General features: G+C 54.2%; 27 protein-coding genes and 1 pseudogene. 14 read left to right on the top strand and 14 right to left on the bottom strand.

Annotation, left to right across the window (positions count from 1 at the left end):
• Window positions 1-69 precede the first annotated feature (69 nt).
• From Har1131_RS17630 to Har1131_RS21915, 6 genes and pseudogenes are all read right to left on the bottom strand, one after another.
• Window positions 70-1,293 carry a hypothetical protein gene (locus tag Har1131_RS17630; protein ID WP_151104309.1) on the bottom strand — a complete coding sequence of 408 codons (1,224 nt, stop codon included), beginning with the start codon at window positions 1,291-1,293 and terminating at the stop codon, window positions 70-72.
• Between the two features lie 1,704 nt (window positions 1,294-2,997).
• A pseudogene (locus Har1131_RS17625) lies at window positions 2,998-3,360 on the bottom strand (transposase); the annotation flags it as partial.
• 178 nt (window positions 3,361-3,538) lie between these two features.
• Window positions 3,539-3,940 carry a hypothetical protein gene (locus tag Har1131_RS17620; protein WP_050007892.1) on the bottom strand — a complete coding sequence of 134 codons (402 nt, stop codon included), beginning with the start codon at window positions 3,938-3,940 and terminating at the stop codon, window positions 3,539-3,541.
• Window positions 3,933-4,871 carry a ParA family protein gene (locus tag Har1131_RS17615; protein WP_079980878.1) on the bottom strand — a complete coding sequence of 313 codons (939 nt, stop codon included), beginning with the start codon at window positions 4,869-4,871 and terminating at the stop codon, window positions 3,933-3,935. Before Har1131_RS17615 ends, Har1131_RS17620 begins: the two co-directional genes overlap by 8 nt.
• 191 nt (window positions 4,872-5,062) lie before the next feature.
• On the bottom strand, window positions 5,063-6,334 hold the full coding sequence (locus Har1131_RS17610; RefSeq protein WP_050038586.1) for an RNA-guided endonuclease TnpB family protein: 1,272 nt from the start codon (window positions 6,332-6,334) through the stop codon (window positions 5,063-5,065).
• Window positions 6,318-6,461, bottom strand: a complete 144-nt coding sequence (locus Har1131_RS21915) for a hypothetical protein (protein ID WP_170095807.1) — start codon at window positions 6,459-6,461, stop codon at window positions 6,318-6,320. Before Har1131_RS21915 ends, Har1131_RS17610 begins: the two co-directional genes overlap by 17 nt.
• Before the next feature lie 232 nt (window positions 6,462-6,693).
• Between Har1131_RS21915 and Har1131_RS17605 the strand changes: the two genes are divergently transcribed.
• Window positions 6,694-6,942 (top strand): hypothetical protein, encoded by a 249-nt coding sequence (locus Har1131_RS17605; RefSeq protein WP_050007894.1) that lies wholly within the window; start codon window positions 6,694-6,696, stop codon window positions 6,940-6,942.
• Window positions 6,943-7,169: 227 nt separating this feature from the next.
• On the opposite strand, the gene Har1131_RS17595 is transcribed toward Har1131_RS17605, so the two are convergent.
• Window positions 7,170-7,496, bottom strand: a complete 327-nt coding sequence (locus Har1131_RS17595; protein WP_079980879.1) for a PadR family transcriptional regulator — start codon at window positions 7,494-7,496, stop codon at window positions 7,170-7,172.
• A gap of 121 nt (window positions 7,497-7,617) precedes the next feature.
• Between Har1131_RS17595 and Har1131_RS17590 the strand changes: the two genes are divergently transcribed.
• From Har1131_RS17590 to Har1131_RS17580, 3 genes are all read left to right on the top strand, one after another.
• The gene (locus tag Har1131_RS17590; RefSeq protein ID WP_050007895.1) at window positions 7,618-7,902 is read left to right on the top strand and encodes a hypothetical protein; all 285 of its coding nucleotides are present in this window, start codon (window positions 7,618-7,620) and stop codon (window positions 7,900-7,902) included.
• Between the two features lie 50 nt (window positions 7,903-7,952).
• Window positions 7,953-8,777 carry a hypothetical protein gene (locus Har1131_RS17585; protein WP_151147781.1) on the top strand — a complete coding sequence of 275 codons (825 nt, stop codon included), beginning with the start codon at window positions 7,953-7,955 and terminating at the stop codon, window positions 8,775-8,777.
• 154 nt (window positions 8,778-8,931) lie between these two features.
• Window positions 8,932-9,924 carry a hypothetical protein gene (locus tag Har1131_RS17580; protein ID WP_050038588.1) on the top strand — a complete coding sequence of 331 codons (993 nt, stop codon included), beginning with the start codon at window positions 8,932-8,934 and terminating at the stop codon, window positions 9,922-9,924.
• A gap of 45 nt (window positions 9,925-9,969) precedes the next feature.
• On the opposite strand, the gene Har1131_RS17575 is transcribed toward Har1131_RS17580, so the two are convergent.
• Together Har1131_RS17575 and Har1131_RS17570 are read right to left on the bottom strand one after the other, a co-directional pair.
• Window positions 9,970-10,401, bottom strand: coding sequence for a type II toxin-antitoxin system VapC family toxin (locus tag Har1131_RS17575; RefSeq protein ID WP_050038589.1), 432 nt, complete (start codon window positions 10,399-10,401; stop codon window positions 9,970-9,972).
• Window positions 10,401-10,649: an AbrB/MazE/SpoVT family DNA-binding domain-containing protein gene (locus tag Har1131_RS17570; protein ID WP_004966486.1), complete on the bottom strand. Its 249-nt coding sequence runs from the start codon at window positions 10,647-10,649 to the stop codon at window positions 10,401-10,403. The genes Har1131_RS17575 and Har1131_RS17570 overlap by 1 nt, the downstream gene beginning before the upstream one ends.
• Window positions 10,650-10,879: 230 nt before the next feature.
• On the opposite strand from Har1131_RS17570, the gene Har1131_RS17565 reads away from it, so the two are divergent.
• On the top strand, window positions 10,880-11,461 hold the full coding sequence (locus tag Har1131_RS17565) for a hypothetical protein (RefSeq protein ID WP_151147778.1): 582 nt from the start codon (window positions 10,880-10,882) through the stop codon (window positions 11,459-11,461).
• 232 nt (window positions 11,462-11,693) lie between these two features.
• Here the strand turns inward: Har1131_RS17565 and Har1131_RS21910 are convergent, their stop codons facing one another.
• Window positions 11,694-12,521 (bottom strand): hypothetical protein, encoded by an 828-nt coding sequence (locus Har1131_RS21910; protein ID WP_191907504.1) that lies wholly within the window; start codon window positions 12,519-12,521, stop codon window positions 11,694-11,696.
• Between the two features lie 1,133 nt (window positions 12,522-13,654).
• Between Har1131_RS21910 and Har1131_RS17555 the strand changes: the two genes are divergently transcribed.
• Window positions 13,655-14,674 (top strand): hypothetical protein, encoded by a 1,020-nt coding sequence (locus tag Har1131_RS17555; RefSeq protein ID WP_121538021.1) that lies wholly within the window; start codon window positions 13,655-13,657, stop codon window positions 14,672-14,674.
• A 19-nt stretch (window positions 14,675-14,693) separates the two neighbouring features.
• Here the strand turns inward: Har1131_RS17555 and Har1131_RS17550 are convergent, their stop codons facing one another.
• Window positions 14,694-14,954 (bottom strand): hypothetical protein, encoded by a 261-nt coding sequence (locus Har1131_RS17550; protein ID WP_121538019.1) that lies wholly within the window; start codon window positions 14,952-14,954, stop codon window positions 14,694-14,696.
• 85 nt (window positions 14,955-15,039) lie between these two features.
• Here Har1131_RS17550 and Har1131_RS17545 point away from each other — a divergent pair, with 85 nt between their 5' ends.
• A complete protein-coding gene (locus tag Har1131_RS17545) occupies window positions 15,040-15,285 on the top strand; it encodes a hypothetical protein (RefSeq protein ID WP_151147775.1) in 246 nt (81 codons plus the stop codon).
• Window positions 15,286-15,607: 322 nt separating this feature from the next.
• Here Har1131_RS17545 and Har1131_RS17540 read toward each other — a convergent pair whose 3' ends face one another.
• The 3 genes from Har1131_RS17540 to Har1131_RS17535 all read right to left on the bottom strand — a co-directional run bounded on the left by Har1131_RS17540 (window position 15,608) and on the right by Har1131_RS17535 (window position 17,090).
• Complete coding sequence (locus Har1131_RS17540) at window positions 15,608-16,480, bottom strand: hypothetical protein (RefSeq protein ID WP_151147772.1); 873 nt, start codon at window positions 16,478-16,480, stop codon at window positions 15,608-15,610.
• 203 nt (window positions 16,481-16,683) lie between these two features.
• Window positions 16,684-16,812: a hypothetical protein gene (locus Har1131_RS22605; RefSeq protein ID WP_255410837.1), complete on the bottom strand. Its 129-nt coding sequence runs from the start codon at window positions 16,810-16,812 to the stop codon at window positions 16,684-16,686.
• Window positions 16,809-17,090 (bottom strand): hypothetical protein, encoded by a 282-nt coding sequence (locus Har1131_RS17535; RefSeq protein WP_151147769.1) that lies wholly within the window; start codon window positions 17,088-17,090, stop codon window positions 16,809-16,811. The genes Har1131_RS22605 and Har1131_RS17535 overlap by 4 nt, the downstream gene beginning before the upstream one ends.
• 153 nt (window positions 17,091-17,243) lie before the next feature.
• On the opposite strand from Har1131_RS17535, the gene Har1131_RS17530 reads away from it, so the two are divergent.
• From Har1131_RS17530 to Har1131_RS17500, 7 genes are all read left to right on the top strand, one after another.
• On the top strand, window positions 17,244-17,609 hold the full coding sequence (locus Har1131_RS17530) for a hypothetical protein (protein ID WP_005533772.1): 366 nt from the start codon (window positions 17,244-17,246) through the stop codon (window positions 17,607-17,609).
• 159 nt (window positions 17,610-17,768) lie between these two features.
• Window positions 17,769-18,098 carry a hypothetical protein gene (locus tag Har1131_RS17525; protein ID WP_151147766.1) on the top strand — a complete coding sequence of 110 codons (330 nt, stop codon included), beginning with the start codon at window positions 17,769-17,771 and terminating at the stop codon, window positions 18,096-18,098.
• Complete coding sequence (locus tag Har1131_RS17520; protein WP_050007972.1) at window positions 18,095-18,358, top strand: hypothetical protein; 264 nt, start codon at window positions 18,095-18,097, stop codon at window positions 18,356-18,358. The genes Har1131_RS17525 and Har1131_RS17520 overlap by 4 nt, the downstream gene beginning before the upstream one ends.
• A 660-nt stretch (window positions 18,359-19,018) precedes the next feature.
• A complete protein-coding gene (locus Har1131_RS17515) occupies window positions 19,019-20,191 on the top strand; it encodes a DNA repair exonuclease (RefSeq protein WP_151147763.1) in 1,173 nt (390 codons plus the stop codon).
• Window positions 20,188-23,490 (top strand): AAA family ATPase, encoded by a 3,303-nt coding sequence (locus Har1131_RS17510; protein ID WP_151147760.1) that lies wholly within the window; start codon window positions 20,188-20,190, stop codon window positions 23,488-23,490. Before Har1131_RS17515 ends, Har1131_RS17510 begins: the two co-directional genes overlap by 4 nt.
• On the top strand, window positions 23,490-24,776 hold the full coding sequence (locus Har1131_RS17505; protein WP_151147757.1) for a DNA double-strand break repair nuclease NurA: 1,287 nt from the start codon (window positions 23,490-23,492) through the stop codon (window positions 24,774-24,776). Before Har1131_RS17510 ends, Har1131_RS17505 begins: the two co-directional genes overlap by 1 nt.
• Window positions 24,748-26,628: an ATP-binding protein gene (locus Har1131_RS17500; RefSeq protein ID WP_225308168.1), complete on the top strand. Its 1,881-nt coding sequence runs from the start codon at window positions 24,748-24,750 to the stop codon at window positions 26,626-26,628. The genes Har1131_RS17505 and Har1131_RS17500 overlap by 29 nt, the downstream gene beginning before the upstream one ends.
• The last annotated feature ends 39 nt before the right edge of the window (window positions 26,629-26,667 follow it).

Raw genomic sequence — 26,667 nt, 5'->3', positions numbered from 1 at the left:
GAAACGTGGTAAATTCGCAGCAAGCAGATTTCTCAACCACCGGCCCTGTGGGATACTGTAGCTAGAGTGCTATTGCACCGGTTGGTCCAACTTTCTGATAGTGGCGTCAATCTCACTTTTTTCTGTCTTATTGAAATCACCCGGACCTAACCACTCCCCTTTCATTTCTGTCTTCAATAGCGTTTTGCTATCAGCGGGATCTTTTGACAGATGTCCGTAGCCTAGAGAATACAATGACACTGGGACCTTCGTCGCGTCCTTGTTGAAATACTTGTGTGGATATCTATACTTTTGTTTTACATCACGGCCGACTGTTGATTGTTCTGTTCGCTCCACGTAGGGTGTATCTATATCGACACTGAGCCCTGCCGTAGCACCCGGATCGCCGCCACTAGCTCCAACAGAGATGCTCAAACTAGTGTCAACAGACCCTGTTACGTTGCCTTTTGGTTCTCTATCTTTTATTTGTGGGTCGCCTAGGTCAGATTTGGTCCACTTCTGCTTCAGCCAAGATCTGAAGTTGGAGGTCTTGTCTTTCAATTTAATTGTGTCACCAAATCCATAATCAAAATTATCATAGCTCGCTGGAATTTGTTTACCGAGTAAACTTACCAAGTATGCGTCTTCTTCAGCATCAATCTTCCATGCTTCCACCCACGTACTTAGTCTTCCAGCAACTTCGGTTGGGTTAACATCGAAATCATAGCAGAATATTTCATGGTTTATTGTCCCAATTTTAGTAGTTTTCCCCCTAGGCTCAGTTTCACTTGCCCCTTGTTGCTGTATCTTCACGTCACCCTCGTTTGAATGCTTCTTTATAAATTTATCAATAGACTTGTGCGATGGTTTGGGCAAACTGTCTGACTCGGATTGTAGCGTAACTGACTTACTTACGTTTTCAGGTTCGGAAACGATCTTTTCAACTGGCGTTCTATTTTTTATAGCAATAGCATATCCAGTAATTGCTTGGGAAGAATATGTCTTGATATTTCCAAGCATTTTCATATCATCAATCCTGTCTACTTGAGTGCTAACTTTCTCCTTTTCGTTATTATCGTTTTGTTCCTTCTTTTCTTTCGATGAGGCAACCTCGGATTTCTCTACAGCAGTTTGACGCATTTCTCGAATATCTTCATTTTTAATTGGATTATTGCTGTCTCCTTTTTTGTACTCGATAACTGTGGCTGGAGGGTCACTATTTGCACTTACGCCACCACATAATGATAGCGCAGTAGCAGATCCTATAAGCTTCAGAGCGGTTCTTCGGGAGGTTCTTTTTTGCACCACACTCATCACTGTGATATCCAATATTTTAAACTTAATGGTGTGACATGACGTGAGATAATTATTAATCCGGAGAACATAAATAGCAAGAGTTGATATGTGTAGACATGAAAACAATTACAGTCTACGGAATTGCATTGATTGCCTTTGGGATTCTGTTACTCGAATCGGATCTCTCCCAATTCATTGAACCAGGAATGTTTATTGGAATTCTCGGTTTATTTGTGTCGACTGTAGGTGTCATGCTTCAATATCTCTGGGATGGGGTTGAATAGAATCCAAGCTTCTAGATACTATTCCTGGTAGATACTAGAGAGAATTAGTCACGTATAGTTGTAGAAAGTGATTGGATAGGAATCGTGCTGAATAACCTATAGCGTAGAGCATGTCATGAAGTTATCCCAAGCTGATGGGTGCCAACAGCGGTTTCCTCGGATTATCCAGATCACTTTTTTTATTGGTCTTCCGGACCTCCGTGAACACACTGTTGTGATTGAGTATAGCCGGGTGAATTGCTGAAAATATGGGCTGACATATTACTATTTACAAAATTGGGTGCTACTCAGTGGTACAAATAGGGCAAGGATAAGCGAGCGAGGTGCGTTTTTTATACATTGACGAATTCCCGCGTAACGGAAAATTTACCCTTTAGTGGTTAAAATCAAGAGGTGGAACTGCGGTCAGTACCGTGACCGCACCTACAAGACTCTCCCCCTTCCGCTTAGTCAGAATCTGTAATGAGGAGACCGAAGAGCGTCATCTGCACCTACCGAACTTTGACAAAGATAAATAAAGCGCGCCCGAGAGAACTACGTGATATTGGGTGCGCTGAGAGTTGAATCCCCCAAAGTACGAAACTTAGGGTCAGTCTTAAACTAAGTCAGGACGAGAAACGATTACACAATCAAGGCTCTAATCCTTATCGCCGTAGTTTTGTTGCTAATGAGTCAAGTGAAACGGGTGAGTTTGCTACAGACCGCCAGTAAATTCGTATGGATGCGGAGAATTCGTGAGAGGAAATAGAGCTACCAGTCAGTGCCACGAAACTCGCTCTTGCCAACCCCTACCTATCTGTTATGTGAACTGAGCTTTAGAAAGTAGGGCAAAGAAATGCCAGCATTAGATAACAAGTGTACAAATATTATTTTGGGTGGATTGGTAACAAGTCTGAAAGTGACATTCTGAGTGTGTCATCTGGAAACTCCACTAGAGTACGAGATCCCGTTATCTCCAATTCAACCAACTACTATAACGATAGTAATCACTTTGAGTGTCGATATCGATATTTTAGACATTAATTAGCTTGGTCCATGTCTGAAATAGTTGTTTTATAGGCCAGCGCGGGGGCCAAAATCCACACTTCCGTATTTAGAAGTCCGAGAAGTCTTTAGCTAATGTCGGGGGCTGATCTCGCCTCGGATTAGTTAGAATGCGACGCATAGAGCGTACTCTCTCATCTCTCAAATCCTGATCGATGCAAATCGATGTTCGTTTGTAGCACTTCGATATCACCGAAACGTGTATGGAAAGATGAGACTACAGCGGGTTTAGAGTGGCTGTAATGCGTGTATTTGGACGAATCGTCAAGCGGAAGCCACTCCAAGTTGGCTCTCACCACCATTTTATGTTGAACTAATGACTATATCGCCGAATTTCGAAGATTCTCAAGAGCGTAGTCACTCAGACGCTGCGCGACCACAAATCGAGTTATCCCTACCCGATTCCAGTCTCCTTCTTCAACAACGTTAGTGTGTCATCTGCCGTCACCATCGGCGAGTGTTCGTACTCACCAGTCAATTCGACTTGTACGAGCAGATCCACCGCACGCCAAATCGAGTACAACAGGCACGCAAACGCGAAATAAAAGAATCGGAGTCCGAAGCCTTTCGATGTCATCGCGGCCATGAACCGTTTAATCGATCTGTAGCCGCTCTCGATCTCCCACCGATACCCATACTCAGTGAGGAAGCCACTACCGCGATTGGACATGAACACTGAATACTGGCGGTGGTCGTCATGCTCAGAGTCTTCCTTCCGTCGGTAGATCAGCGTCGTCTCGTGCCATCGTTCTATCCCAGACTACGCCTTCATACTATTCAGGAACTATGTCAAAATTCCACATGCATTGAGAAGGTCGGTCTCAATTTTTATCAGCGGAGGCCACAACTGAGCCTGCCGTCCAACGGTGAGATCCGGCTTTTCTGAGACTGCTGTTGAGATATTGTAGAATAGTATTCTATTTTAAAATAGTGTGCTATTCGTCCGGTTCTGAAAGAGCAGACTCGCGGGCTTGTTCGAACCGTTCGGCCACCTCTTCTACGATATCTTCCTCCACGACGGTTCGCAGAAGTGCATCAGTCATCTCGCGAACGACGATGTTCTGGTAGCCCTGTTGGTTGAGCTCCCGCTCTAATTCGTACTTCAGCCAGGAATCGAAGTCCTCAATCGTAGTCTCACGAGCATAGAAGGGGCGCTGTTTGGCAGCCTCGTAGCTGAACGCAGTATCGGTCATCGGGTCACGGGGCTTGACCGATTCTTGTACAGGGGCCTCCGCGGTTGTCTCCGAATCGGACGCCTCATCCGTCTCTTGTGTTTCGTCATCCGGTTCATCCTCGAGCGTCTCCCCGAGGTCGGCGAACGGGTCGTCCTCAGACATGACGGACCACCTCTCCTGCCTCAACGATGTGTGCCAGCTCGTCGAAACACTTCAACTGGTCACAGTCAGGGTCGAAGTCCAGCAGCGGTTTGCGCTCACCGTAGGCCTTCGTGATGCTCGTACGGTCCCGGATACCCGGTGAAGGTTTGAGGTCACCGGCGTCAACGGCCTCCCAGTCCGTAATCCGCGCGAAGTTCGGGATGCGATCTTGGAGATTATCATGCGAGTTGAGCCGTTCGAGCAACTGTCGATCCTGCGTCTGCTGGTCAATACGGCCGCTCAACATATTCGGAACCAGCGCCAGGACGTCGACGTCCATATGCTGCCGAAGCGGTGAAATCTGTCGTTCGATGGTCCGCTCTAGGCCGGCCATCGCCTCGTTTCCGGGGGCAAGCGGAAGCACTAGATTCGTCGTCGCGACGAGTGCGTTATCCGTGAGTCGGGACCGGTACGCCGGCGAATCCGTGACGATGTAATCGTATGTGTCTCCGAGGAGTGGGTCGACAACTTCTCGCTTGAGCAGTGCAGAGGGTTGGAACACGTCGCCGACGACGATCTCCCGTTCGACCTGTTCTAAGTCCTCGCTGGACGGGAGAATGTCGAACTCGTAGCCAGTATCGTAGACGACAGAGGTCGGATCAGCATCGTCGAAGAAGACGTCGCCGATAGTTTCTTCGGTGTTGTGATACTGGTCGTCAAAGCCTAAACCAACGGACGCGTGGCCGTTCGGATCAAGATCGATGAGGAGCACATCGTGCTCCTGTGCGGCCAGCTGCCGGGCGAGGTTGACAGCAATCGTCGATTTGCCGACACCCCCCTTCAGCATACACACCGATACAGCCCGAGAGTTCCCGTCGGTCTGTATCGAATTATATGGGCTATTCGGACTATTCGTTCTATCTATGCTATTCTTACTATTTGAGCCATCCATGCTATTCAGCAGTATCACCTCCTCTCAACTTAAATCTGTGGTGAATAGTGCGAATGATTTTCTATTCTGAAATAGTATTCTATTCTGAAATAGTTAGTGTAGAGTCAGTGAACGTGGCTCAGGAGACGAGCGCCAACGTGACATCCTCCGCGCCGTGAACGGCGCGGCTTCCCACGCATGGGGAATACCAGCTAAGTTTCGCTGTTGCTGGTAGAGGGTACCGACCCGTGGAACGCCGAGAGAGTCATTTGCGAGTGTTTCTCGCTCGTCTCTCGGTGGGTCGCGGTGCTGTCACAGACACTCCCATCCCGAGGCGAGTCATTGCCTGCCGGTTTCAGCGGCACGCTCTCTCCCCACGGGTCAGCCCGGTGTGCAACGTTGATTGCGCCGTTTATATCGCCCTGAAACTTCGTGATGTGGCACCCGTCGTTGGTACACCGGAACGTGGCTTGTGCGGCTCTGTTTCCGATGTGACCGCAAGCGTGGCACGTCTGGCTGGTGTACTCCGGTCGGACGTACTCGACTGGGATACCAGCCTCTCGTGCCTTGTCCTCGACACGGTTCTGTAACCGAGCAAACGCCCACGCATGGAGTCGCCGGTTCATGTACGAACCGTAGTCCAATTCTTCGCGGATGTACGTCAGATTCTCCATCACGAGTACCGGCTTCTCGAACCGGCGGGCATACTCAACAGCCCGCCGAGACGCCTTCTCGACAATATCAGTGAGCGCGTTCTGGTAGTGGTCGAATCGCTCGTCTATCCGCCACTCGGCGGCGTCACGCTCTTGGAGTCGTTTCAGAGTCGTGTGCATCTCCTTGCGAAGATGCTTCGCACGGCTCCCGTCACACACGAACGGGCCAGTTGGTGAACCGTCCTTGAGGGCACAGCCCGTTATCAGGGCGGTTTCACCAATATCCAGACCGATGTGCGTCACGTCGTCGCCGTCTGTCGCGTACTCGGGTTCTTCAACCGGAAATTCGACAGTGACGTGTAGCGTCCACGATGTGCGATTCTGTTGCAGGCGGAGTTGCCCTGCGGATGCGTCCCCGTCTACGAGGTCGTGCCAAAGCCCCTCTTGTTCGGGGTTGATACGAAGCGGTATCCAGAAATTCGTTCCGCGACCGGGTTGCGGTGCCCACCATGTGAACTCATAGTCTCGCGCCGGAGAGTGGTCAAACTCGGCGGCTTGGTTGGTGAGCCGAACCGGGTGGTCATCGTCTAACTCCTGTGCGTCGTAGGTGTCGTGAAGTTGTGGGACGTAGTTGCACAGTGCCGCTTTCGCCTGATACGGCAGGTCGTAGGGCGTCACCACGTCGCTGGTTGCGTTCATCGTGTCGCACCCGGCGTCGAACCCCTCGTGTAGCCCCTCACGGTAGGTGTCGAGCAGGTCACACAGTTTCCGCTCCTTGTGTGCTGTCGGCGGGGCAAGAGTCGCTTCGAGCGTCTTAGTCGCCGTTTTCATCCGTCTCTAACCCTTGTTCGATTAGCTCGCGGTAGGCACGCGGATGGCGGATACCATTCTCACGAGCGTACTCTTTGACCCGCTCGTGTAAGTCGCCACCGCGCTCCATATCTATCTCCGTTCGCACAAGAATTTGTACGTTTCTACCCCACTAAATACTTACGTTGGGTATTCAGCCAGGCAACAGTCACGGAGATTGTGGCAAGAGGCTTACGCGATTCACTCCCGCCCTGCTTAGTCCTCGGTTCCGACAGAGCGTCGGAACACTCGTCCTTCGCGGGAAGGGCGGGATTCTCTCGCTGAATCAAGATAGAGCGAAGTTCAGATTCGATATCCGTCAGTTCCTGGTTTCACTGGGAATGGGTCGTCACCGGGCAGGCGGCGACAGCGGCGGAGCTGAAGCACCAGCGATGGATGCGTCCACAGCGGCGGCCGCAGCTGACACGGCGGACACCGAGCCACAGCCACTGCGACGCCCGTGCCGGGCAACCCTGGAACCGATGCTGGAACCAACGCCGACACCGGGTGATACCAACTGCGAGTTCGGTGAGACGTTCACCGTCGGAGCAGTGACCAGACGATTGGCTTCGCTATCGGTCCCGAAATGAAGCACTTCTACGATGAGCTTCGTGCGAGCGATGGCGTTGACGTCGATCTGGGCAACGAGTTCCGTGACCAGCTAGAGCGGTTGGCGAATCGGCATCCCGAGGTCGCTGACAAGGCCCGACGAAAGTTTGAGATAGATTCAGAATAGGTCTAATTTAAGATTAGTATTAAACTGCCGTTTAGGGCGATGAAAAACCTCTATAGAAGTCGCAGCTACCACTCACACCTTCTATGCGGATAGCTCATCAATCGGAGCCAAGTACTCGTCCTCCCATTCCCGATGGGCTTGAAGATCTCGCACACCACGCCTCGTCAACTGATATTCGTTCTCTCGTCCGTTCTTAGCCTTCTTTTTGATAAGTCCCTTTTCGACTAGATCATCCAGCTGTGGATAGACACGTCCTACTGTGATTTCCTCAGAGTAGTACTCCTGCAGTTCTGCGGTCAATTCTGTCCCCATCGGACTGTCCATACCTGCGATAACGACCATCATATCGCGCTTGAAGCTATTCACATCGTACATCCTGTCAAACCAAATGCCACCTGCGAGAGTCATAATCTTATCCGTTCGCACTTAGCGTAATTCCACTTAATCCCCTTTTCAAACACTGTACTGCTACTTCATCTTATCCACAATGTTCATTTTATCAACCCCTCTTGCGTGGAGGCTCCAAACGATGTCCAATCCAACAGACGACGCATTGCTGACCGAACTCGCAACCCATCAGAATCGAAAGCTCATGCTCTGGCAGCTTGCAGCAGACGGGCGCACGTTTTGCGGCATCCAGTTCATCGTCCAGGAGCGTGACCTGCAGGCCGCACCCGTCGACGAACAAGTCCAAGCCTTCGCCGACGACATGCTCTTGGACAGTGAGATCCGCCCAGAGTACGATTCGATGGCTGACTGGGACGCTCTAGAAGCGAACCACGGTGACACTGCCGACCAGTACCTCTCGACCTGACCCGCCTCAGAGCGATTTTGTGCTGCCTCACTGGCTGGAGGCTTTCCAGTATGTTGCCTACAGCCGAACCACCGTTCGATCCGATCTTCGTCGAGGAACCGCCACTCAGTCCAAACTACGAACAGACGATCATCGACAACGTCGGCTTGCCATTCTACGCCGACGTTGACCGTCCAGACGAAGCGCCTGCTAATGAGCGTGAGCGAACTATCGACCTCGCGGAACGAATCCTGCGCGCCGGCGGCGTCCGAACTGGCTTCGGCCATAACGAGGAAGTCCGGACCTCGATGGAGTCGTGGGCTCCCGATGCCGGTGAAGAGTGCGACGCTGACCCCGGCTACTGGCGCACTCATGTTCTCTTGATGTCTCCTCAGGAGATGAATTTCGGGCAGCTAAACGGCGAACCCGAGCAGAAGCACAAGAAGGCCAAGACCGTGCTTGCGTGGGCCGCCGACTGTATCGACAGCGACGTCCTTCAGGAGATCGAGCGGTCCCAAGCCGAGGACATCAAGCAAGCGTGGCGCGACGCCGCAGAAGCCGAGCTGACTCAGCGCGAAATCGAGCAGTTCGCCGAGGACCCGCCGGAAGCGCTCGATGGGTGGACGAGACTTGACGCCAACCACGACGCTGTCAAGGTCGCATACGTCGCTGACAACCACGGGACGCCATCGGTCGCGGCCGTCTTTGAAGACGCTGACAGCGAGTTGGAGGCGCTTGAGTTTACGCTGGAAGAGTGGCAAGAGAACGACGGCAATCCTCGTGAGGCCCGGCTGAACCGGTACTGCGTCACCACTGACGGCGACGGGGCCTACGCCCAACTTCGGTCGCATCTGCTGACATTCGAGGTCGAGCCGATGGAGCCACTCGAAGTGTAGGCCATTCCTGCGCTGAGCATGGTCACATCCCAGGTTCACCACACCGTGTTTCGAGTGTAAACACTACTGCTGTCTGGTGGTTTTTCACCGGAAATGGTGGTGTGTCTGCACGCGTGAGCAGTAGTCATTTGATGGTGGCAGTACTGGATCGAATATGTCGTTCAGTGTCAACTGGCACACGCTGTTGGAGGAGGCTGATGAACTCCCACCTGATGTAGTGCTGGTGACGCCACTCTCACATACGCCATTCCGGATCAGTGAGACACAGGAACACCGAATCATCGTCGACTACGTGGAAAAGGATGAGACACGACCACTCCAGCGCGAACAGTTCGAAACGCTGTTTCGGCGAGTGCATGACGAACCAAATCAGGAGTTCGCTCTTGACCGATTGCCACCCGACGCCGAACCCTTCGCTACGGTCTGGTCGCTCCATCCACGAATAGAGATTGATGAAGATGCCGGCATCATCCGACAGAGCGACCTCGAAACCACGACACAGATCGCTACGACCGGCGATGAGGATAAAGAAACCGAGCGCACTGAACCGGATCTGCAGGTGTACAGCGACGCACTTCTATTGACTGATGCGCTTGAGCGCCACGACGTCGACACGTTTGGCGATATCGAGACGGATACACTGGTGGACCTGTACACGATGCTGTCGGATGTCCAGCGGAGTGCCAACGACCTTCGGAAAGCGGTCGCTGACGTCATCCTGAGTCGGCTCCATCACGATCAGCCAGTCAGCGGGCAGTTTGGCTCCGTCCAGCGGACCGCACGCCGCCAACGCTCGCTCAAAGATGAGGAGACTGTGCTGAACGCACTGGAGGCTGCCGGGATTGACCGTGAGCGCGTGACGAGTGTTGATCGAGACAAGGTAGACGATGCTCTGGAGGTTACTGAACTGTCTGAGACAGATCTGTACGATATCGAGAGTACCGAGTACGTCCGCAAAGCCGATGTTGACGAGGAGACCAAAGAGACCCGGCTTCAGGGGCTGAAAGATCGCCTTGTCGCCAGCGATGCTGACGATGACGAAGTTCAGCAACTCCAAGACGAGATTGCGGAACTCGAAGACCGCATCGAGGAGTTGACCTCGTTTGACTCCGGGGCGTCCTATCACACGTCTTCAGCGACCGAATAAGCGCTCATTGGTATACTGAGCTTTCCTGTAGTCGGGACAGAGGTGCTACTGCTCAAACGGGTTATCAGGTGTCGTGAGGCGAGTGAGTGAGGAAACACCGTCAAATCCGTCGTCAAAGCTGTAGAGATATTCGATCTCTTCTCGTTGCATCGTTGCGACAATAATGGCATCAGTCAGTGAAAGGGACTCGTAGCGTCGGAACAGCGACCGGCCAGTGTCGAAATCAGATTTTGAACTCTGTCTGAGTGAGAACCCGCTGCTCTCGATGATAGCATCAAGCGTTTCAGTCGCAACATTGTGCCCAGCCCTTGCCTGAAGATAATTGATGACCTCTTCGAGCACGTCACTCAGGATGTACGCTGTCGGGAGGACTCCTTGGTCTACCGCCTGTGTAATTGCTTTGCCACGTTCGTGATTCTGATCGCGAGAGAGACGAGTAGCGATGAGGACGTTTGCGTCGACAACAACCGCGGCCATCAGTAGTCTCCAGCAATGAGATCGTGGTCGTCAGCGGCATCAGTTGGTTCGCCTACGTCGACTGGCTCTAGTTGTGAGAACGCTCCATAGTGTTGCTTGACGAGTTTGATTGAAAGCTTCCCGTCATCGTCGACATGCCAGCGGATTTTGTCACCAGCTTCAACACCAGCCTCTCTCCGTACCGCTGCTGGGACCGTCACAGAATAGCTCTCGTTCACTGTCGTTTCGTCTTCGACTTCGTGGGACATATGTACAGGTTCGGGGTAGTCGCTAAAATAATTTGCCTCTAAATTTGCCGTGGGGTGAGGTCTCTCAGAGACGTGATACCACCATGTGCGGAGGTACACGCTACAGCTGTTTCACTCACTTGAATAGGTGAAGAAACTATATTCAGCGATTGATCTCGTAAGCCGATAGCAATTTTTTGCACCCCCGGTCGGGTGCGGGGCGGTCCAGTGAGAGCGTCCCGACAGTACCCATGGCATCAAAGACCACCAACAGCGATCAGACCGGAGAACAGCAATCAGCATCCAGCGAAGCGCAGTTCCCAGACCTTACAGTCCGCGCCGAGGGGACCGCAGATCGACTTCGGCGCGTGAATGAACCCGGGAAGGCCGATTGTCTCGAAACAGTCGAGGTCGAGCTAGCTGTCGAGTACGATATCGACTCCTCCGACGAGTGGCGCAATCTCGTCGACCCAGACTACGCCATACACGGACGGACCGTTGAGAAGGGCACGATCATCGACGACTTGCTCGACAGACTTGAAGGCCACTACCGCCGGCAGTCGTCCTCTAGATATGAAGCCCCGGACTGGAATCTCACGGTGACCGGCTCGGCGACTGCTTGGCGACGACTCTTGATGGAATTTACCCAGATGCGCGGTTCAGATTCCGACCGTGCCCACAAAGGCACTCTTCGTCTCAAACGGTTGCTCGCCGCAGACCTCGTAGACACAGGCGCAGCGCTGGCTGCCCTCGAACTCATCAACCAGTATGATCTGGACAGGGCCACGGACACGTTCATCGCAGAAGTGACAGACAGCACGGACGGCGAGTAGCCAACTCGTCCTGTCTTGGTCTCGGCTCTTACCGAAGACAGCAAAACACTGGTATCTGTCTCGAGGTTGGTAGATCGGGCTGTGCAAGATGCACAGCGCGTATCTCGCATAGAGGGAGCCCCGAAGTCGAGAGTACTACCTGTCAATGATGAGGCCCCGACAGAGCTCGTCGATCTCAAACCCGTCGCCCAGTATATCGGCGTGGATTGTTTTCAGTGAGAGTACGACACTCTCAGCTATTCAGTTTCTCCCTGAAGGTCTTGCCACTGCCACCAGAAACACGAGTATACTCAGATGCCCCAATCTGCCTCGCTAACACATCATACTCAGTCACTCGCGCCTCATCAACCTCTAAATAAATATCCTCAACCTCTAAAATCCGGCCAGCTGGAACCTCTCCTGTTGCCGAGCCAGAGTCAAGCAGTAAGTCGCCTTCATAAGCTTCGACACGAACGTCCAACTTTACTCTTTGCTCTGTGTTATTCTCTATCCTGACTATCGACTGGATACCGAAATCAGACTGCTGGAAATCAATGTTAGATACAACCACTCCGTCGTCAGACTCTCTAGAGTCCCAGAGACGCCATTCACCCTCAATTCTGCGTAACTCCAGTCGGAACGTCCCTGTTGCAGATTCGTCATCGTATTCTAATTCAAGAGATGTTGTAACCACTGCGCTGTCTTGGTTTTCTTCGACCAACTCGACACTGTTGACTGTAACATCAACTTCTTGGAGTGCTTCGATATCTTCCTCTGTAGCCGGTTCTCTATTCCCATTGTCTGCACGGAACTCGTTCACCCATTCTCTGTCGCCCTCTTCGTAGTATTTTTGCAGATACATTTCGACTGCGGCCACAGGGTCATCAGGGATGTTTACCGCCGTTTCTGTTGGCGTCGGCGTCTCGGTATCGGTCGGGGTCGAGGTCTCCGTTGTGGTCGTGTCGGTCGCAGTTTGAGTTTCAGTGTTTTCGGGTGGTCCTGAGTTAGAGTTGAGCTGGCTGCAGCCTGCGATTCCTACGGAAGCTGTAGAGATGATAGCGAGATACGTGCGCCGGTCCATGGCCGTAGTTGATTCACTGTGTGGATAGGTATTTCGTCTGTATCGACAGTTTAAGTGCGTATGCCACTTGGCAGACAAAAACCCAGTCAGTTGGATTCTATTATTTTGTATGGTTGGTTCAGGAATTATGAGACCCGATTCTTGTGCACAGTGTGTGGAAAGCACTGATCACTACCGCCGAATCCGGCGTTTTGCGAATTCGTCCATTGGGTAGAATCTGGTTGGTTCTGAGCCGTCACTTCCTCCTTTGCCGTCCTCATCATCACCATCGTCGGCTTCACCTGCTAACTGGATTACTGCGACGGTGGCTGTAACGACGGTACTGAGCGTGAACAGTGCTGTTTCGACTACCGGCGGTCTCCTGGGTGGTATGGCCGATCGACTTTTGCCCAGCGTTTTGCTCTGGGAGATTTCCCCCAGATGTCGGTTACGGCCGGGGCCGAATCGCTGTTCCCATCGCTGTCGTCATCGTCGCTATTGTCATCCGGGTTCTGGGTAGAATCTCCCCACGACAGGCTCAAATTTTTAACCACGGTTATCGAGACAGGCGATATGTCGGGTAGTCTGAAGTCGATGTCCATATTCGAGTACAACGGTTTCAGGGCTTGTAAAACCAGTTTGTGCCACACGGCATACTTGGGAGGTGAGTCGGCGTGAGGGGGCAACCGCAGACCGCTCTGCTCGTGATACGACGTTGACTGGATTCGGTGTATCGAGTGTGGTGGCGACGGTGAACAGGTTGAGTGCATCGACGACTTCTGTCACGCGCAGGGCCGTTGTATGCATAACCCCGTGAACAACGTCTGTAGTCTTTGCAGCGGCACTGGCGTGATCACGACGGAACTTCGCGACCGGTGGCTAAACCGTGATGCGTTCGAGGGTGTGGCTGCACCCAACGCTGATTTCTGGAACCGAGGGAAGCTTCACGAGGTGGCTCGCGAGCGGTACGTCAGACGGGAATTGAGCACGCAACGAAACTAGAAATACACGCGAACCCAGTGCTGAATGGAACCTCTACATCTTGCACGGCAACCAGTGACAACATCATCAGGTCGACAGCTGTTTCACTGGATCAGGCAAGACTCTCGCTCTCTGTCGGTTTGTGCTTCCCTCGGGGCCGGAGTTTAAATACGATGACGAACGCAACCAAGCGTGTGACTGATCGAAATCCTGAGTACGATCCCGCTGATATCCTCGGGGCCGCGAGTTCCGATCCTGAAACGAAGGGGAACGGACGGGAACGAGTCCTCGAATCCACCGGCTATCCCGACCGTACAGAGGATGAGACTCGTACCTGTCGGACCTGTGGCCAGGATATCCCACGGGATGAACGCCAGTGTCCGTTCTGCGCTCAAACCGGCGTCCCCGAGACTTCGTCCGACGATCAGAATAGTAGTCCACTTGGGGAGTGGACGTTCGGGCGGGTAGTACTCGCGCTCGTCGAAGCGAACACTGACTTCCATGCACGAGCGCTCGGCGCTGCGGCCTTCTCCGTTTCCGACAGCATCGCGAGCGGCGAAGACACCTCCCATGGAACCGTGAAGTGTCGAGCAGCCTTCGGAACTGAGCCAGCCGCCACTCTCACGCAAGGCTGGCCCGACCTGCCGACCGAAACCACGGTCGACGCGGAACCCGGACAGGCGCTCTTGGAGACAGCCGACGAACAGACCAACTGGGACGGGGATGAGGACGACGTCCAGCCACGGATCTACCTCGAGGACGGGTCGCCGGTCACCGACCGCTCGGAGTTCCAGCAGCTCACGGATGAGTTCCGGGAGGACGACGGCACGTACTGGCTTGTTCCCGGCGTTGTGAAGCGCCATCAGGCAAGAGCCGAACCGGAGATAATCGGAATCGGGTTCCACTGTCGCCAATGTGGCGCCGTGACGGGACACGAATCTCACGGACTCGATGGCTTCGAGTGCCATTCACACCTTGACCGCATGATCTGGACCTGCAGGGAGTGTGGACAGCACCGACACGAACCCGACCAAGAGGATGACACGGAGGACGTCACGGACTACGAACATCTTCCCGACGGCGTCTCACCGGAGGATATCCACGGCGACGAGCCGGACTTCCAAGAACAAGAGTTTCAGGACCAGATCAGTGCCTATCGCGAGCGGAATGGCTTCTTCCCGTGGGAGCGGTAGTCCTCAGTTGAAATCGCAGTCAATCCGGCAGTAGTCGATCTAAAACGACACTCGTCCCGTCTTCGGTCCGGGGCACTGTATTCTCCAGCAAGTGCTCATCATTTTCGTCGACGTCGAGAATACCGGGTTCGACGAGGCGGGGACCATCCTCCCGTTCGGCGGTGAGGGTCAGGCACAGCTGGCCGTCGACCTTCCCACCGACAACCGAGATTGTCGCAACTGCGTCGGGAAACGAGACGGTCGTCCAGCCATCGGGTTTCCGGACCCGCAATTCGGTCATCAGTTCTTCTTCTCTCGGCGAAACCCATCAGCACTCTGGCTGGCATCCGAGCCATTTTGTGTCTCCCTCGGAGCCGGAGGAGAGCATGAGTACGACAGCACCTTCCTTCGAGGAGTATGACTTCGACCGCGGTGACCACGTCCGAGCCGACTGGACCGACGGAGACGGCCCACTGGATGCAGTCGTCGGAACCGTTACAGAGATTTCGCGCTCCGGCGGCAACGTGATCGTCGCTGTCGAGGCTGCCGACGACCAGTATCCCGAGCGCTCGATCTACGGTGGGACCCATGATTGCGCTCCCGAGTGGGTCGAGCCAATAGAGCAATCCTAGTCTGACGGCGCGGACTCTCCCGTATTTTGTGAGCCTCCGCCGGGCGAGAGGCGTTCCAGAGAAGGCCTATCAGCCATATCCGAACAGGCACGCGATCCAGACCAGAACCAAGATGGATCTGTCACACCTGTTGTGACCACTGGAATCGCCGTGGTCGTTCCGTTCGTGTTACGACCACTCACTACACTCCTGACAACAGGGGGTCGCTCCCGGTTCCTGCAGCTAGCAAACAGTGGCGTCGACGGCGGCAGGGCACGTACCACCGCGTCCAGTAGCGTCGGTTCAGCGTCGGTTCGTGTCCTATCCGACGTGTGTCACAGGGTTAGGGGGTGGACTCCACCACAACGGGTGTGACGCCACCTGTCGCGGCTTTGTGGTCGCTGTTCTCCAACAAATCGAGACCGATGTAGCGTTTTTCGAGTAACCCTTCGGCGGTCTCGATATCCATCGCGAGGATCTCTGTCTGTGTCTGGTCCCGTCCGACCTGCCGAGTTTTCTCGACGATGTCGCCGCCGCCGATGTCGACCAGTGTCTCCCAGACGCGCTTGATTGTCTGGCGATGGGGTTCCTTCCCGAGTTCCGCGGTCAGGGCGGTCTGCAGGTCGGTTTTCGTCATGAAGACGCCGCTACCGTCGGTTCGTGTCGTGGCAAATTCGGGCCAGCGCTTGGCGATGCTGATCGCCCGGTAGGTGTTCTGGCGGTTCGAGCGCTCGACAAACATCGTCTTGACCTTCGATTGGCGGCAGTTCGCGAAGAAATCCAGCGGCGAGGTGCTGGGTTCGATGCCCTCGGGCAGTTGTTCGGCGTCTTCCTGCTGGTCGGTGTCGGCTTCGAGCTGCTGGGCTTTGGCGATGGCACTCTTAGCGACGTCGCGGGTGGTTTCCTGCTGGGCTTCGAGGTCGTCGAGGCGCTGTTCGTTCGTGGCGGCGTCACCGACCGCCGTGGTGGCAACCTTGTGAGTCTGTTCGAGGTCGGCCTCTAGTTCGGTGACGCGTTCGTGGAGGTCATCGATAGTCTTGACCAGCGTCTCAAGAACACTCGAAACGAGGGGTGACACGTCGCCGTCGAGGTCGTTGATGAGCGCCTGGAGTTCCTCAAGGTTCGTCTCAGCCTGTTCGATATCCATGTCGAGGTGGTCGGCGAGGGCTTGATCGGTCTCGTTGTCGTCGTCGGTGGGGTTTGTTTGTCGTGGCATTGTGACCACAGGACCCGTGCTCGGAATCGAACCGAGCAGTGCTGACCTCAGCACGGGCTACCGGTGACGGAGCTGGCGCTCTCTAGACGCGGCGGTTGGCTCGTGGCAACCCCGCTCCGTCTAGTGGATTTGTGTCGTGGCACTGCGCCGGCGACGAGCAGTCTGTATGTGCTGTCGTCGTCCGGACCAGCGTGGTACTGGGTTCACCGGTCGCGCTCCGCTGGTGGCAGTGGTACAGTCGTGGCCGAGGCCGTGGAGGCTTCGAGTGGCTGGGCGACCGGCTGCGGGTGGCCATGGAGATAGGCCGGGCGGCGCAAGTGGTGCGTACTCATTGTGGGCCTCCGCTGACGGCGAGGAGCACCTGTCTGGCTTCGCGTGTTTGTCTGGTTGTGGTGTCTGTCTGGGCCAGTGCAAGTCGGGCTGCGCAGGCGTCGAGGCGTGCTTGGGTGTAGCTGCGCTCGTAGCCCGGCGGATCGAGGACGCTCTGGCAGTACTCGATGACGGCGGCGTTAGTGTCGGCGTTCGTCAGCAGGTGTTTCGCGGCTTGGAGGCGACGCTTGTGGCCGTCCTGTGCGGTATCGTTTTGTGCGCTGGGTCTGTTCGTATTCATTGTCGTTCCACACGACACCGGGTCAGCGGGGCCCTAACCCCGGTGGCTCGACTTTAGGAATCTATCACTCCCCGGTAAGTCGTGCATATCCAGTGATGTATCACCAGAAACACTTAGTGCTTTGCGTCTATTAGTGCGAATAAGCACCAACAAATGCTCAAGAACACTACTGAGGGAAAAGAAGTCCCTATCGGCGTAAATAAGAGAATGTCGGCCGATAGTGGATGTATGCCACCGGAAGAGCGCCGTGAGGCTGTTCTTGAATTTATGGCAGATCACGGAATAGCGCTGCCACCGAAGGCAATCTTCCGTGGTATGAAGACTGAGATGGGGATTCACTTCAGCTACCGAACTGTGCAGACGATTCTCTCTGAACTCGAAGAGAAGGGCTTGGTCGCGCGCGTCAATAAGGCCGCGCTCGATGATGGAGATATAGAACCAATACCCAAGGATGAGGCCGGTAGGAGGGCTTATTACATGATTACGATGGACGGCCGTAGAGAAGTCAACGATAGCTAACGACATACTTTTCTCACTTATAGACGAAATCACTAAGTGGCCGGAAGCCGTGACTATTGAGTAGGAACAGACGCGCCGCTGGGCGATTTCGTGCCTTCGAGAACACGAGTTGCCCACCGTGGTCACAACACGGCAGGCGCGTCGGTTCCCACCAAAAGCATGAGTAAGTCTGCTTCGCCGACTAGTAAATCTGTCGGCACGACCGACGCACATCCACAGGAACGTATCGCTCGCGAACTGCTTACCCAGAGCCGCCCGCTTTTCCTCGGTGTCGACGGCGAAGGTGCAGCGCACTACTGGGACAGCTACGAGTTCGCTGTAGCCGTTGTTGCCACCGAAGACCACGCCGAGAAAGTCGAACTCGCCGAGACACCGTATGAAACACTCGCAGGCTGGTGCGAGTACACGCAGGATGAACGTGGCTGGGCTGTCGGCCCGCACGTCGGCGGCTCACTCGTCGGCGATCTCGTCAGGGGGCTGAGCGCATGAGCAAGACTGTTCGCTGCACCGTCGAGAACCGCCAGCGTGTCCGGCGTGCTGCCCGGGCGCTGCGGGAGACGGCCCCGACCGCCGTGGTCGGGACGACGCCACCGGTACGCTCCGAGTACGATGCTTGGACGCTCGACGCCGTACTTCGTGAGGCCGAGGGCGTCCCGCCGGAAGTTCTCCGGGAGCTCGCGCTGGCCGGGCTGACGCTCCAACCGACGCCCGCCCAGAACGAGCACCAGCACGTCGTGGCGACGGCCTAAGCTGGGTAGCTATACCTCTACCTTTTTGCTGAGTTGCGTGCGTACTTTGCATGGGTTGCGGTGGTTTCTGGACTTAGCCGCTGACTGACCGCGACCCCGCGCCGGGCCTGTTAGAGGCAGGTCCCACGACGGCGCGAGTGTGTATCTGTAGCTGATGGGTGACTGGTATGTAAGCCCCCTTGGAATTCCGGGAGGGGCGAGTGTGACGAGAATCAGCGTCTTTGACTCGTCTTGCCCTCGAATCTCGAGATGGCTCCGGTATGAACTTCGGCTCTTTGAAGCGCTGTCGGTGACGTACTCCGACGGCGTGTCAAAGGAGGTAATAAAGATAGCTTGTACTTCCGGGGTGGTGGTTCGCTAACCAACACTCGGTGGCAGAAGTAGGCCAGTGTTGGTTAGTCGTGAGGGTGTTGTAGAGTAGTTCACATGGCGGCTGATTTCAGAACTATTGACGATGGACTGGTTGTTCAGTAGGTGCTACTTGATCACACCAAGATTGAGACGACTGCGTCGGAGACAGAGACGAAACAGCAGGTGACGAGACCGACGTAGAACCAAGTAGCACAGGAAGTCTCTCCGAGACTTAGAACTTTAATTCCTCTTTCCGAACACCTGACTTGCCACTAACTATTTCATTGATGTAGTGTGAGGTATCCTGATATGGAGCAAGCACAAATTTTGCATATTAGCGATACTCATCTGGGGTACAGACAGTATCGCTCTGATATCCGACGGAGCGACTTTTTAAATAACTTTGAGGAAGCTGTTGAGATTGCAGTTGATCGTAACGTAGACGCCATCATTCATACAGGAGATCTGTTTCATGATTCTAACCCATCTATTCAGGATCTCGACAGATGTGCCGGGATAATTGACCGGCTAGACACGGCCGATATCCCGATGTACGGAATCGTTGGGAATCACGAACGGAAGAACAACATACAGCTTCTGGACTTGATAGAGAGAATGGGCAACGTAGAACAGTTGAATAGAGAGCCAACGCTTGTTGGTACCGTTGCACTATATGGAATCAATTCGATTCCAGCCCGAAGTTGGGATGAAGTTTCATTCAATCTAATAGAACCTCCAGAAGGGACGAATACCTCGATACTGTGTTTACACCAACTATTCACACCGCCGATGGAAGAACAGCACGCAGACCACGACCTCAGCGACGTTCTCAATCAGGTTGAAATAAGTCTTGATGGAGTCGCTTTAGGTGACCTCCATAGACCAGCGAGTGACCGAATTGACGGCATAGACGTATGGTATGCAGGATCAACGGCCCGAACAAAAAAGAATCAGACACAGGCCGGGACAGTTCAATTGCTCACAGTCTCTGACGGAGGCCTCTCTCGAGAACAGATTGGACTCAACACACGGCCGTTCTACCCACTAACTGTTGAATTCGGGTCTGATGACGGTGCTGGACATCTACGTAATAAACTTAGGCAGCAGTCGCTGGAAAGCGCTGTCGTCGCACTAACACTCACTGGCGAGCGTGGTGCAGTGACGGCAAACGATGCTGTGACCGCGGCCCGGGAGGAAGGGGCCGAAGTAGTGAGTGTATCCGACGAACGTGGACAGGTGGATCTAGACTCCGGGAGCCTCGACATAGAGGAAATAGAGGGACATGACGAGGCCATTCGAGAGCGTCTCGATGACGAAGAGTTCTCGTCTGCCGTGGAAAACGTAGATACGAGAATTCGGACGGGGGACGAACTCCCGACTCGTACGACGCCCGCCGCAAAAGAGTTCGAGTCAGAACTGAGAGAAGCACTCACAGCAGAGTTTGACGGCGAGGAGACGTCGACGGAGGAGGTAGACGGATGAGGGTCGACGGTGTCAAGATAGAGAATCTACGGAGCTACGACACTGAGAAGGTATCGCTCCCCGAGGGAGTGATCCCAGTTCGTGGCGAGAACGGAGCGGGGAAGACCACACTCCTGCTTGCGATATTCGGCGGCCTATTCATGACTGGAGTCAAAAAGCCAGCAGATATCGGTGTTCTCGAAGAACTTGTCCGCAATGGTCACGATGGTGCCGAGATTCGTCTCACTTTTGTCGCAGATGGAAATCAATACGAGACTATCTGGCGGATCAAATCGGGGAAGACAGCTGAAGCGACGCTTACTTCCCCGTCACTCGATGGTCCAGTAGAAGGAGTCAACGATGTCCGGTCGCACGTCCGAGAGATCGTCGGAATGGACGCCGAGACGTTCGTCCGATCCGTCTATGTCCAGCAGGGGGAAGTCGACCGACTTCTTCGGGACAAAGATCGAGAGGAACTGATCGACGACCTTCTCGAACTGGACAAGTTCGATGTGTATCGAAATCAAGCAAAGGGGGCACGCCGAGCGGCGAAGAAGCTCCGCGACGAAGCTGAGGCGAAGGCGAGTACGTTCCAAGGACAAATCAAGAACGACTTCGATCACGACACCGACGAGTACCGCGAAAAGATAGGGGATGCAGGACGGAAAATCGGTGAAATGGAGAGCAAGAAAGAGGAGCACGAGGAGCGGTTAGAGGAGCTTTGCGACCTTAGAGAAGACATCAAAGATAGGATTGACCGTCACGAAGAGCTCGGGTTAGAGATTGATTCAAAAGAAAACGAGCGCAAAGATGTTGTCGAGAAACAGGATGAACAAGAGAAGGGGAAATCGGATGCAAACAAGGAAATCGCAAACTGTCGAGAACAGATCGACGAACTGGAGTCAGATATCACCGATCTCTCGGACGCGATCGTCTCGACGGAGAAACCAGCGACTACAGATGAGTTCGGTGTCGACCTGAGTACTCACGAAGAAGCTGAGAAGTCACTCAAACGCGCTCGGAAGGCGGTCGAATCGGCCAAAGTGACGAAGAGAGACCGCGAGAATGAACTTAAGACTGCTAAGAGAGATCAAGAACGACTCGAGAACGAGCAGACTGAACTCGAAGACAAACGGTCCGAACTGAAAAAGGAAATCTCCGAAATGGAAACGGAGCTCGACGCGGCCAAGAGGAACCTCGGCCGTGCTGAGATGCGTTTGGAGGCCGCTATCAACTCTCGCCGAGACGCAGTAAGAGAATTCCTTTCAGAGGAACATTGTCCGGCCGAGGTAACCGATGACATCGAGACCGTGGTAGTGGAAAATCTTGACGAACTCCGCGAGGAACTTCAGGGATGTCGCGAGAAGCGCGCTAGTGTCGATACAGAGCTTGATTCGGCCGAGGACCGACTCGAAGACGCGCAGGAAGAGGTTGATGACATTGAAGCAAGTGTCGAAGAGATCAAGGAAAACATACAATCAATTGAAGACAATCTGTCAGAGGTCGAAGACAAGCATGAACGCGTCCTCAAGGAGTTCACAGACCGAACGGCAAATCTCAATGACCGACTGGCTGCGTTCGATCTCGGGGTTGACACTGACACGATCGGCGAGATAGTCGATAGCGATTTGCCGGTGAAACGAGAGGAACTACAATCTCAGGTCGGTGAGAGCCAGGAACGCGTCACTGAACTGGAGACTGAACTGAAACAACTCAGGGAGACGCGCTCCGAGCTGGAAGGTCTCGACGGCGGTGCCATCTGCCCGACGTGCCAGCAGGAAGTCGACGCAGATCACCTCAAAACTGAACGCGAGGATATCGAGGGGGAGATTCAGAAAAGAGAGGGGGAATTAGAGGAAGCCCAAGAGTCAGTCGAGGAGCTCAAAAGACAACTGGACGACTTAGAGGAGATTCGGGGGAATCTTGTCGATCTTCGTTCGTTCCGCGAAGAGGATCTCGACGAGGCAGCGAAGCGAGTCAATGAAATTCAATCCGAACTCGAGAGCCGTCGCGAAGACCTCTCAGAAGCCAAGGACGATCACTCCGAGGCTAACTCAGAAGTATCAGACGCCCAGAAGTCGCTTGGGAAGCTGCGAACAGAGCGAAAGGAAATACAGTCCGAAATCGACAGTCTCGAATCTCGTGTCACGGATGGAGAGGAGGCGCAAAAGGCGTTCGAAACCGTCAGGGAGCGACGCGAAGCGGTCGAAGATGCCAAGAATTACGCCGATACCTTAGGGACGGAGCGTTCTGAGCTCGTCGGTGAACGTCAAGAGCTGACGGCAGAGATAGACGATATCGACGGAAAAATCGAAAGTCAAGCCGAGGCTGTCGAACGAGCAACAAGCGCACTCGACGAGGTGGAGGAAGCAGTCGACACTACCAAGATGATCCGCGATCAGATTACCGACGCCGTTGAGGCGTACGAGGATATCGATGAGTTCAACGGAGAGATCGATAACTTGGAAGGTGACATCGAAGACGCCCAAGAACGAATCGATGAGCTGGAGGGTGACATTGAGGAACTGGACGACGAAATTGAGGAACTACAGGAGGAACGTGACGGGATTGATGTCGAAGATCTCGGAGAGAAGCAAGGACGACTCGATGACGAGATTGACTCTGTCGAAGACGATGTCGACGAGCTTGAGGACGAACTTCGGGAACTCCGGAGTCTCAAGACCACCCTAAAGAGCGAGCTAGACCAACTTGAGGGACTCCACGACAAACTCGAAGTCGCCCAGGAAAAGCGTGAATGGGCACAGAGTCGTGCCGATGAATTCGAACAGCTTGCAGGCGTCTACAGGGAAATCAAGACAGAACTCCGTGACCGATACCTCGACTTCGTCCAAGAGTTCACGAACGATATCTTTGGAGAAGTCTACAAAAATGAGAGCTACCAGCGGGTCGAGATTACTGCAGAAGACGAATCAGAGACCGCCTATGCTATCGACCTCCACCGTTCCGATGGGGCGACAGTTGACCCTCGCAACGCCAGCGGTGGTGAAAGAGCGGTCGTTAATCTCGCTCTCCGGGCAGGAGTATACAAACTTATCGCCCAACTAAGAGGCGGTGATGCCAGTAACCTCCCACCATTGATCCTTGACGAGCCGACGACCTACCTCGATGATGGCCACGTAGGCCGTCTGGACCGGATGCTAGATACAATCGCCGGCTGGGGTGTCCCACAGATTTTGGTCGTTTCACACGACGACGCGCTCGTTGACGGGACGGAACGCGAGTGTATTGTCACTATCGACGACGAGACGAACACCTCGACAGTCAAAATCCAGCGTAACACAGGTCGGGGTGACGACTAATGGACGAGCGAGCCCTTGGAGTGGTGAGTGACCTAGTCAAACGAGTCGACGAAGAGCTCTCACGCGACACGGATGACCAAACAGCGAACGCGCGAGAGCTGTTCGAGTTGCTGTCTCTCGACGGCGGCTCCGTTGAGCCGTTCGAGTCGCCAGAGTTCCTCAAGACACCGGCGGCGGAACTAGGGACATGGGACGAGGACCCGTGGGAGGACCCGACCTACGGTATCGACGCCAGTACTACACGCCCAATGGAGTACGATAATGGGCTCATTGTCGATATTGCACACGCTAAACTCGGCGTGAACGGGACATCAGCTGACCGGCGTATCGAGGGTCGCGGTACCGTGGTCACGGGACTGTATTCTGGTACCCGTGACCTTACCCTCTCCTCAATGGAGACAGACGACGACGCCGTAATCGGCGAAATAATTCAGATTCCGGCCAGTCGAGTCCAACGGAACGTCACTTCAACACTAACGTCTGCTGTCCAACGCCGAGCCGAATCGCGACATGCGAAGCGGTGTCTCGATGACATCGATGGTCCACTGTTTCTCGACGGGTCAGTGTACCCGCTAGACCTGCTCCCGCGTGTATCCGACTCAACTGGTGACGGCTCTCTCGACCCAGGATGGGAACTCCCAGCAGAAGTCGTTCGAACATATGTCGAAATAGTGGATGGCTGCTTCGAGCGGGACGTTCCTGTGTACGGTATCGTGAAAACATCCGAAATGAGAGTTATGTTACGCTCCCTCCGGGCTAAAATCGAACGCAACGAAGTCAGAACTGACGACGGTCGTCTCCGTACCGTTCCGTACCGGAGAGACGCGCAGTTCATTGCGTCGGTATTGCGGGACGACAGCCTGAAACATCTGGCATACACGACGTGGTTCGTGGAGACAGATACTAACTATTCGTCGGACATTTCTGAGCGTTTAGAGCCAGTGGGAGCAGAGCTTGACCACGGATCTCCAGCGGACTACCGAAGGGCGTTCTGTTACGTTAGATTACCAGAGACGGGGAACGTGTTCCGTATCGAGACGCCACTCCTGTTTCTTGAACGTGGGCCAGGAGCGAAGGCTGTCCGGCTGAAGGTGTTAAAAGAGATCGCACGTCGCAACGACGTGCCAGGTGCAGTGGCTCGTGCAGATCGGATTGCACGGATTAGCTCCGAGAACCGAGACAATATCAGGAATCGGTTAGAGAAGGCAGAACCGACATACGACTACAATCGCGACGGGCGGTGGAGTGGCCTTCGTCATGGATTACGAGGTGAGTTACATGGATGACACCTTGGATGAGAGAATCGATGAGGTACTAGACGAAGCGAATGAAGACAGCGCCAAAGGAGAGACGAAGAACGGCCCGACAGGGGACCCTAGTGAGTCGGACTCAGGGACCGACGACGGTATCCCAGAGCGACACGTTCCGAGCTCTACTGGTGCCGAAGATACTATCGGACACGTTCTGGCAAGTGAAGAGATCCACGTCAGTCGGACGGACCACCAAGTAAACGCTTTTGTCCGGACGAACCACAGAGACGAACTTCGTCTGGGGGCTTACGTCCAGATTCCATACCCGGACGGGGAGTCGGAACTGTTCGCCGTGACCGACAGGCTCCGGTACGAACCATACACTAAATTCGACGACAAGACGGACACGCACAATCGAATCAATTCACAAGCAGCACTCGATGAAGCGGAATATGTCCTCGTCGCCGAACTTGACCCGCTCTCGATTCTCCAACAGTCTCAAAATGAGTCATTTGAACAGAGCGTTGTGGACAGAGTCCCAAAGCCAAACGCCTCGGTACAGTTGACTCGCGATGAGGCGCGTCTCAGAACTGGTCTCGGTATTCCAAGCAACGGTGTATTTGCTGGGTGGCTCTCTGTTGGGGGGGATCCTGTCGAGGTAGATGGCCAACACGTGCCGTACTACCTCTCGAACCCTGGCGTGGGCGATGACGGCGACGCCCCGGCTGTCTTCCGGCACACGCTCGTTGCTGGGTCAACCGGCAAAGGGAAGACCCAGTTCACAAAGAACGTTCTCCGCCAGTATGTGGACGGGACAAGGTACCGGGTTGAGGCCCACGACAGCGGCGAGGTTAGGCAGAAACAACTCAACGTCATTCTATTCGACCCTGAAAACGAGTATGCACAGATGGCTGATGACGGGAAACTGAGAGACGGGATACGTGACCGACTTATGCAGCACAGGATCAAGTACGGCGGTATTGATGACTTGGAGGTTTTCGTACCGAACGTATCGGAGACACAGCCACCGCAATTAGAACAAGGTTCGAAGGAATTGACGATACCATTTGAGATTGTCCAGGGGCGACCACAACTCCTGATGCCGTTCGACGACAGTTCAGCGGTTACGCGAGGGGCACTGACAGACTGCGTATCATCGTACTTCAACGAGTTCGAACGTGACAGCGACGGCTGGGAAACAGACCGATCCGTCGGTAGACCGAGGTACAGGGACTTCATCGATTACGTCGATAATGAGGAAGACGACCTCGCAGATGAACATGAAATTGGGTCGAACACTATGTCTGCGGTGAAACGCCGGGTCGACCGGCCGGAGTTCGAGGCCGTCTTCGACGGCGGAACCGGACTACTCCCCGAAATCTCGAACGAACTGTTCCGCGAAGGGCGCGTTTCCGTGATTCCGACGAGTCACCTCCGGGGTCGGAAGGACACGCTGACCGTTCTATCTATTCTTTCATATGTCATCGATAATAAAATTCAGGACTTCCGGGTCGATCCTGAGGTCCGCAACACACCGATTCTGCTTGCTGTCGACGAAGCACACAGCTACGTCTCATCACCAGACACGACTCAAGAGGAGTACGTCGTTGAACGAGCCCACCGCACGGTGAAACAAGGGAGGAAGTATCAGCTCGGTCTTTGTCTCGTGACGCAGAATCCCCAAGATATAGATGACGATATCTTGACTCAGATCAATACGAACATCTTCCTCGGGATGAAATCACGGGTGGTTAATAATCTCCCATCAGTTCCGAAGCAGTTCCAGCAGGACCTCCCTACCTTCGACAGAGGACAGGCAGTTGTGCAGGCCCCCGACGTAGAGCCAGTTGAGGTTCGAGGACTCTCTGACTGTGTAACGCGCCATTAAATCGAATTCTTCTGTCTCCCAGTTATCTTAAGTGCTATC

The sequence above is a fragment of the Haloarcula sp. CBA1131 genome (genome assembly GCF_008728975.1).
Classification (GTDB): Archaea; Halobacteriota; Halobacteria; order Halobacteriales; family Haloarculaceae; genus Haloarcula; species Haloarcula hispanica.
The sequence above is the reverse complement of the archived record's forward strand: the minus strand, read 5'-3'. Positions and strand labels throughout refer to the sequence as shown.

Excerpts from the sequence above, each read along its gene's own strand:
- Har1131_RS17610 (WP_050038586.1), bottom strand. The coding sequence starts at position 6,334 with ATGAAAACGGCGACTAAGACGCTCGAAGCGACTCTTGCCCCGCCGACA.
- Har1131_RS17575 (WP_050038589.1), bottom strand. The coding sequence starts at position 10,401 with ATGGCCGCGGTTGTTGTCGACGCAAACGTCCTCATCGCTACTCGTCTC.
- Har1131_RS17565 (WP_151147778.1), top strand. The coding sequence starts at position 10,880 with ATGGCATCAAAGACCACCAACAGCGATCAGACCGGAGAACAGCAATCA.
- Har1131_RS17605 (WP_050007894.1), top strand. The coding sequence starts at position 6,694 with ATGGGTCGTCACCGGGCAGGCGGCGACAGCGGCGGAGCTGAAGCACCA.
- Har1131_RS17555 (WP_121538021.1), top strand. The coding sequence starts at position 13,655 with ATGACGAACGCAACCAAGCGTGTGACTGATCGAAATCCTGAGTACGAT.
- Har1131_RS17590 (WP_050007895.1), top strand. The coding sequence starts at position 7,618 with ATGTCCAATCCAACAGACGACGCATTGCTGACCGAACTCGCAACCCAT.
- Har1131_RS17550 (WP_121538019.1), bottom strand. The coding sequence starts at position 14,954 with ATGACCGAATTGCGGGTCCGGAAACCCGATGGCTGGACGACCGTCTCG.
- Har1131_RS17525 (WP_151147766.1), top strand. The coding sequence starts at position 17,769 with ATGAGTAAGTCTGCTTCGCCGACTAGTAAATCTGTCGGCACGACCGAC.
- Har1131_RS17530 (WP_005533772.1), top strand. The coding sequence starts at position 17,244 with ATGCTCAAGAACACTACTGAGGGAAAAGAAGTCCCTATCGGCGTAAAT.
- Har1131_RS17570 (WP_004966486.1), bottom strand. The coding sequence starts at position 10,649 with ATGTCCCACGAAGTCGAAGACGAAACGACAGTGAACGAGAGCTATTCT.
- Har1131_RS17580 (WP_050038588.1), top strand. The coding sequence starts at position 8,932 with ATGTCGTTCAGTGTCAACTGGCACACGCTGTTGGAGGAGGCTGATGAA.
- Har1131_RS17545 (WP_151147775.1), top strand. The coding sequence starts at position 15,040 with ATGAGTACGACAGCACCTTCCTTCGAGGAGTATGACTTCGACCGCGGT.
- Har1131_RS17520 (WP_050007972.1), top strand. The coding sequence starts at position 18,095 with ATGAGCAAGACTGTTCGCTGCACCGTCGAGAACCGCCAGCGTGTCCGG.
- Har1131_RS17630 (WP_151104309.1), bottom strand. The coding sequence starts at position 1,293 with ATGAGTGTGGTGCAAAAAAGAACCTCCCGAAGAACCGCTCTGAAGCTT.
- Har1131_RS17615 (WP_079980878.1), bottom strand. The coding sequence starts at position 4,871 with ATGGATGGCTCAAATAGTAAGAATAGCATAGATAGAACGAATAGTCCG.
- Har1131_RS22605 (WP_255410837.1), bottom strand. The coding sequence starts at position 16,812 with ATGAGTACGCACCACTTGCGCCGCCCGGCCTATCTCCATGGCCACCCG.
- Har1131_RS17585 (WP_151147781.1), top strand. The coding sequence starts at position 7,953 with ATGTTGCCTACAGCCGAACCACCGTTCGATCCGATCTTCGTCGAGGAA.
- Har1131_RS17515 (WP_151147763.1), top strand. The coding sequence starts at position 19,019 with ATGGAGCAAGCACAAATTTTGCATATTAGCGATACTCATCTGGGGTAC.
- Har1131_RS17505 (WP_151147757.1), top strand. The coding sequence starts at position 23,490 with ATGGACGAGCGAGCCCTTGGAGTGGTGAGTGACCTAGTCAAACGAGTC.
- Har1131_RS17535 (WP_151147769.1), bottom strand. The coding sequence starts at position 17,090 with ATGAATACGAACAGACCCAGCGCACAAAACGATACCGCACAGGACGGC.
- Har1131_RS17510 (WP_151147760.1), top strand. The coding sequence starts at position 20,188 with ATGAGGGTCGACGGTGTCAAGATAGAGAATCTACGGAGCTACGACACT.
- Har1131_RS17595 (WP_079980879.1), bottom strand. The coding sequence starts at position 7,496 with ATGACTCTCGCAGGTGGCATTTGGTTTGACAGGATGTACGATGTGAAT.
- Har1131_RS21910 (WP_191907504.1), bottom strand. The coding sequence starts at position 12,521 with ATGGACCGGCGCACGTATCTCGCTATCATCTCTACAGCTTCCGTAGGA.
- Har1131_RS17540 (WP_151147772.1), bottom strand. The coding sequence starts at position 16,480 with ATGCCACGACAAACAAACCCCACCGACGACGACAACGAGACCGATCAA.
- Har1131_RS17620 (WP_050007892.1), bottom strand. The coding sequence starts at position 3,940 with ATGTCTGAGGACGACCCGTTCGCCGACCTCGGGGAGACGCTCGAGGAT.
- Har1131_RS17500 (WP_225308168.1), top strand. The coding sequence starts at position 24,748 with ATGGATTACGAGGTGAGTTACATGGATGACACCTTGGATGAGAGAATC.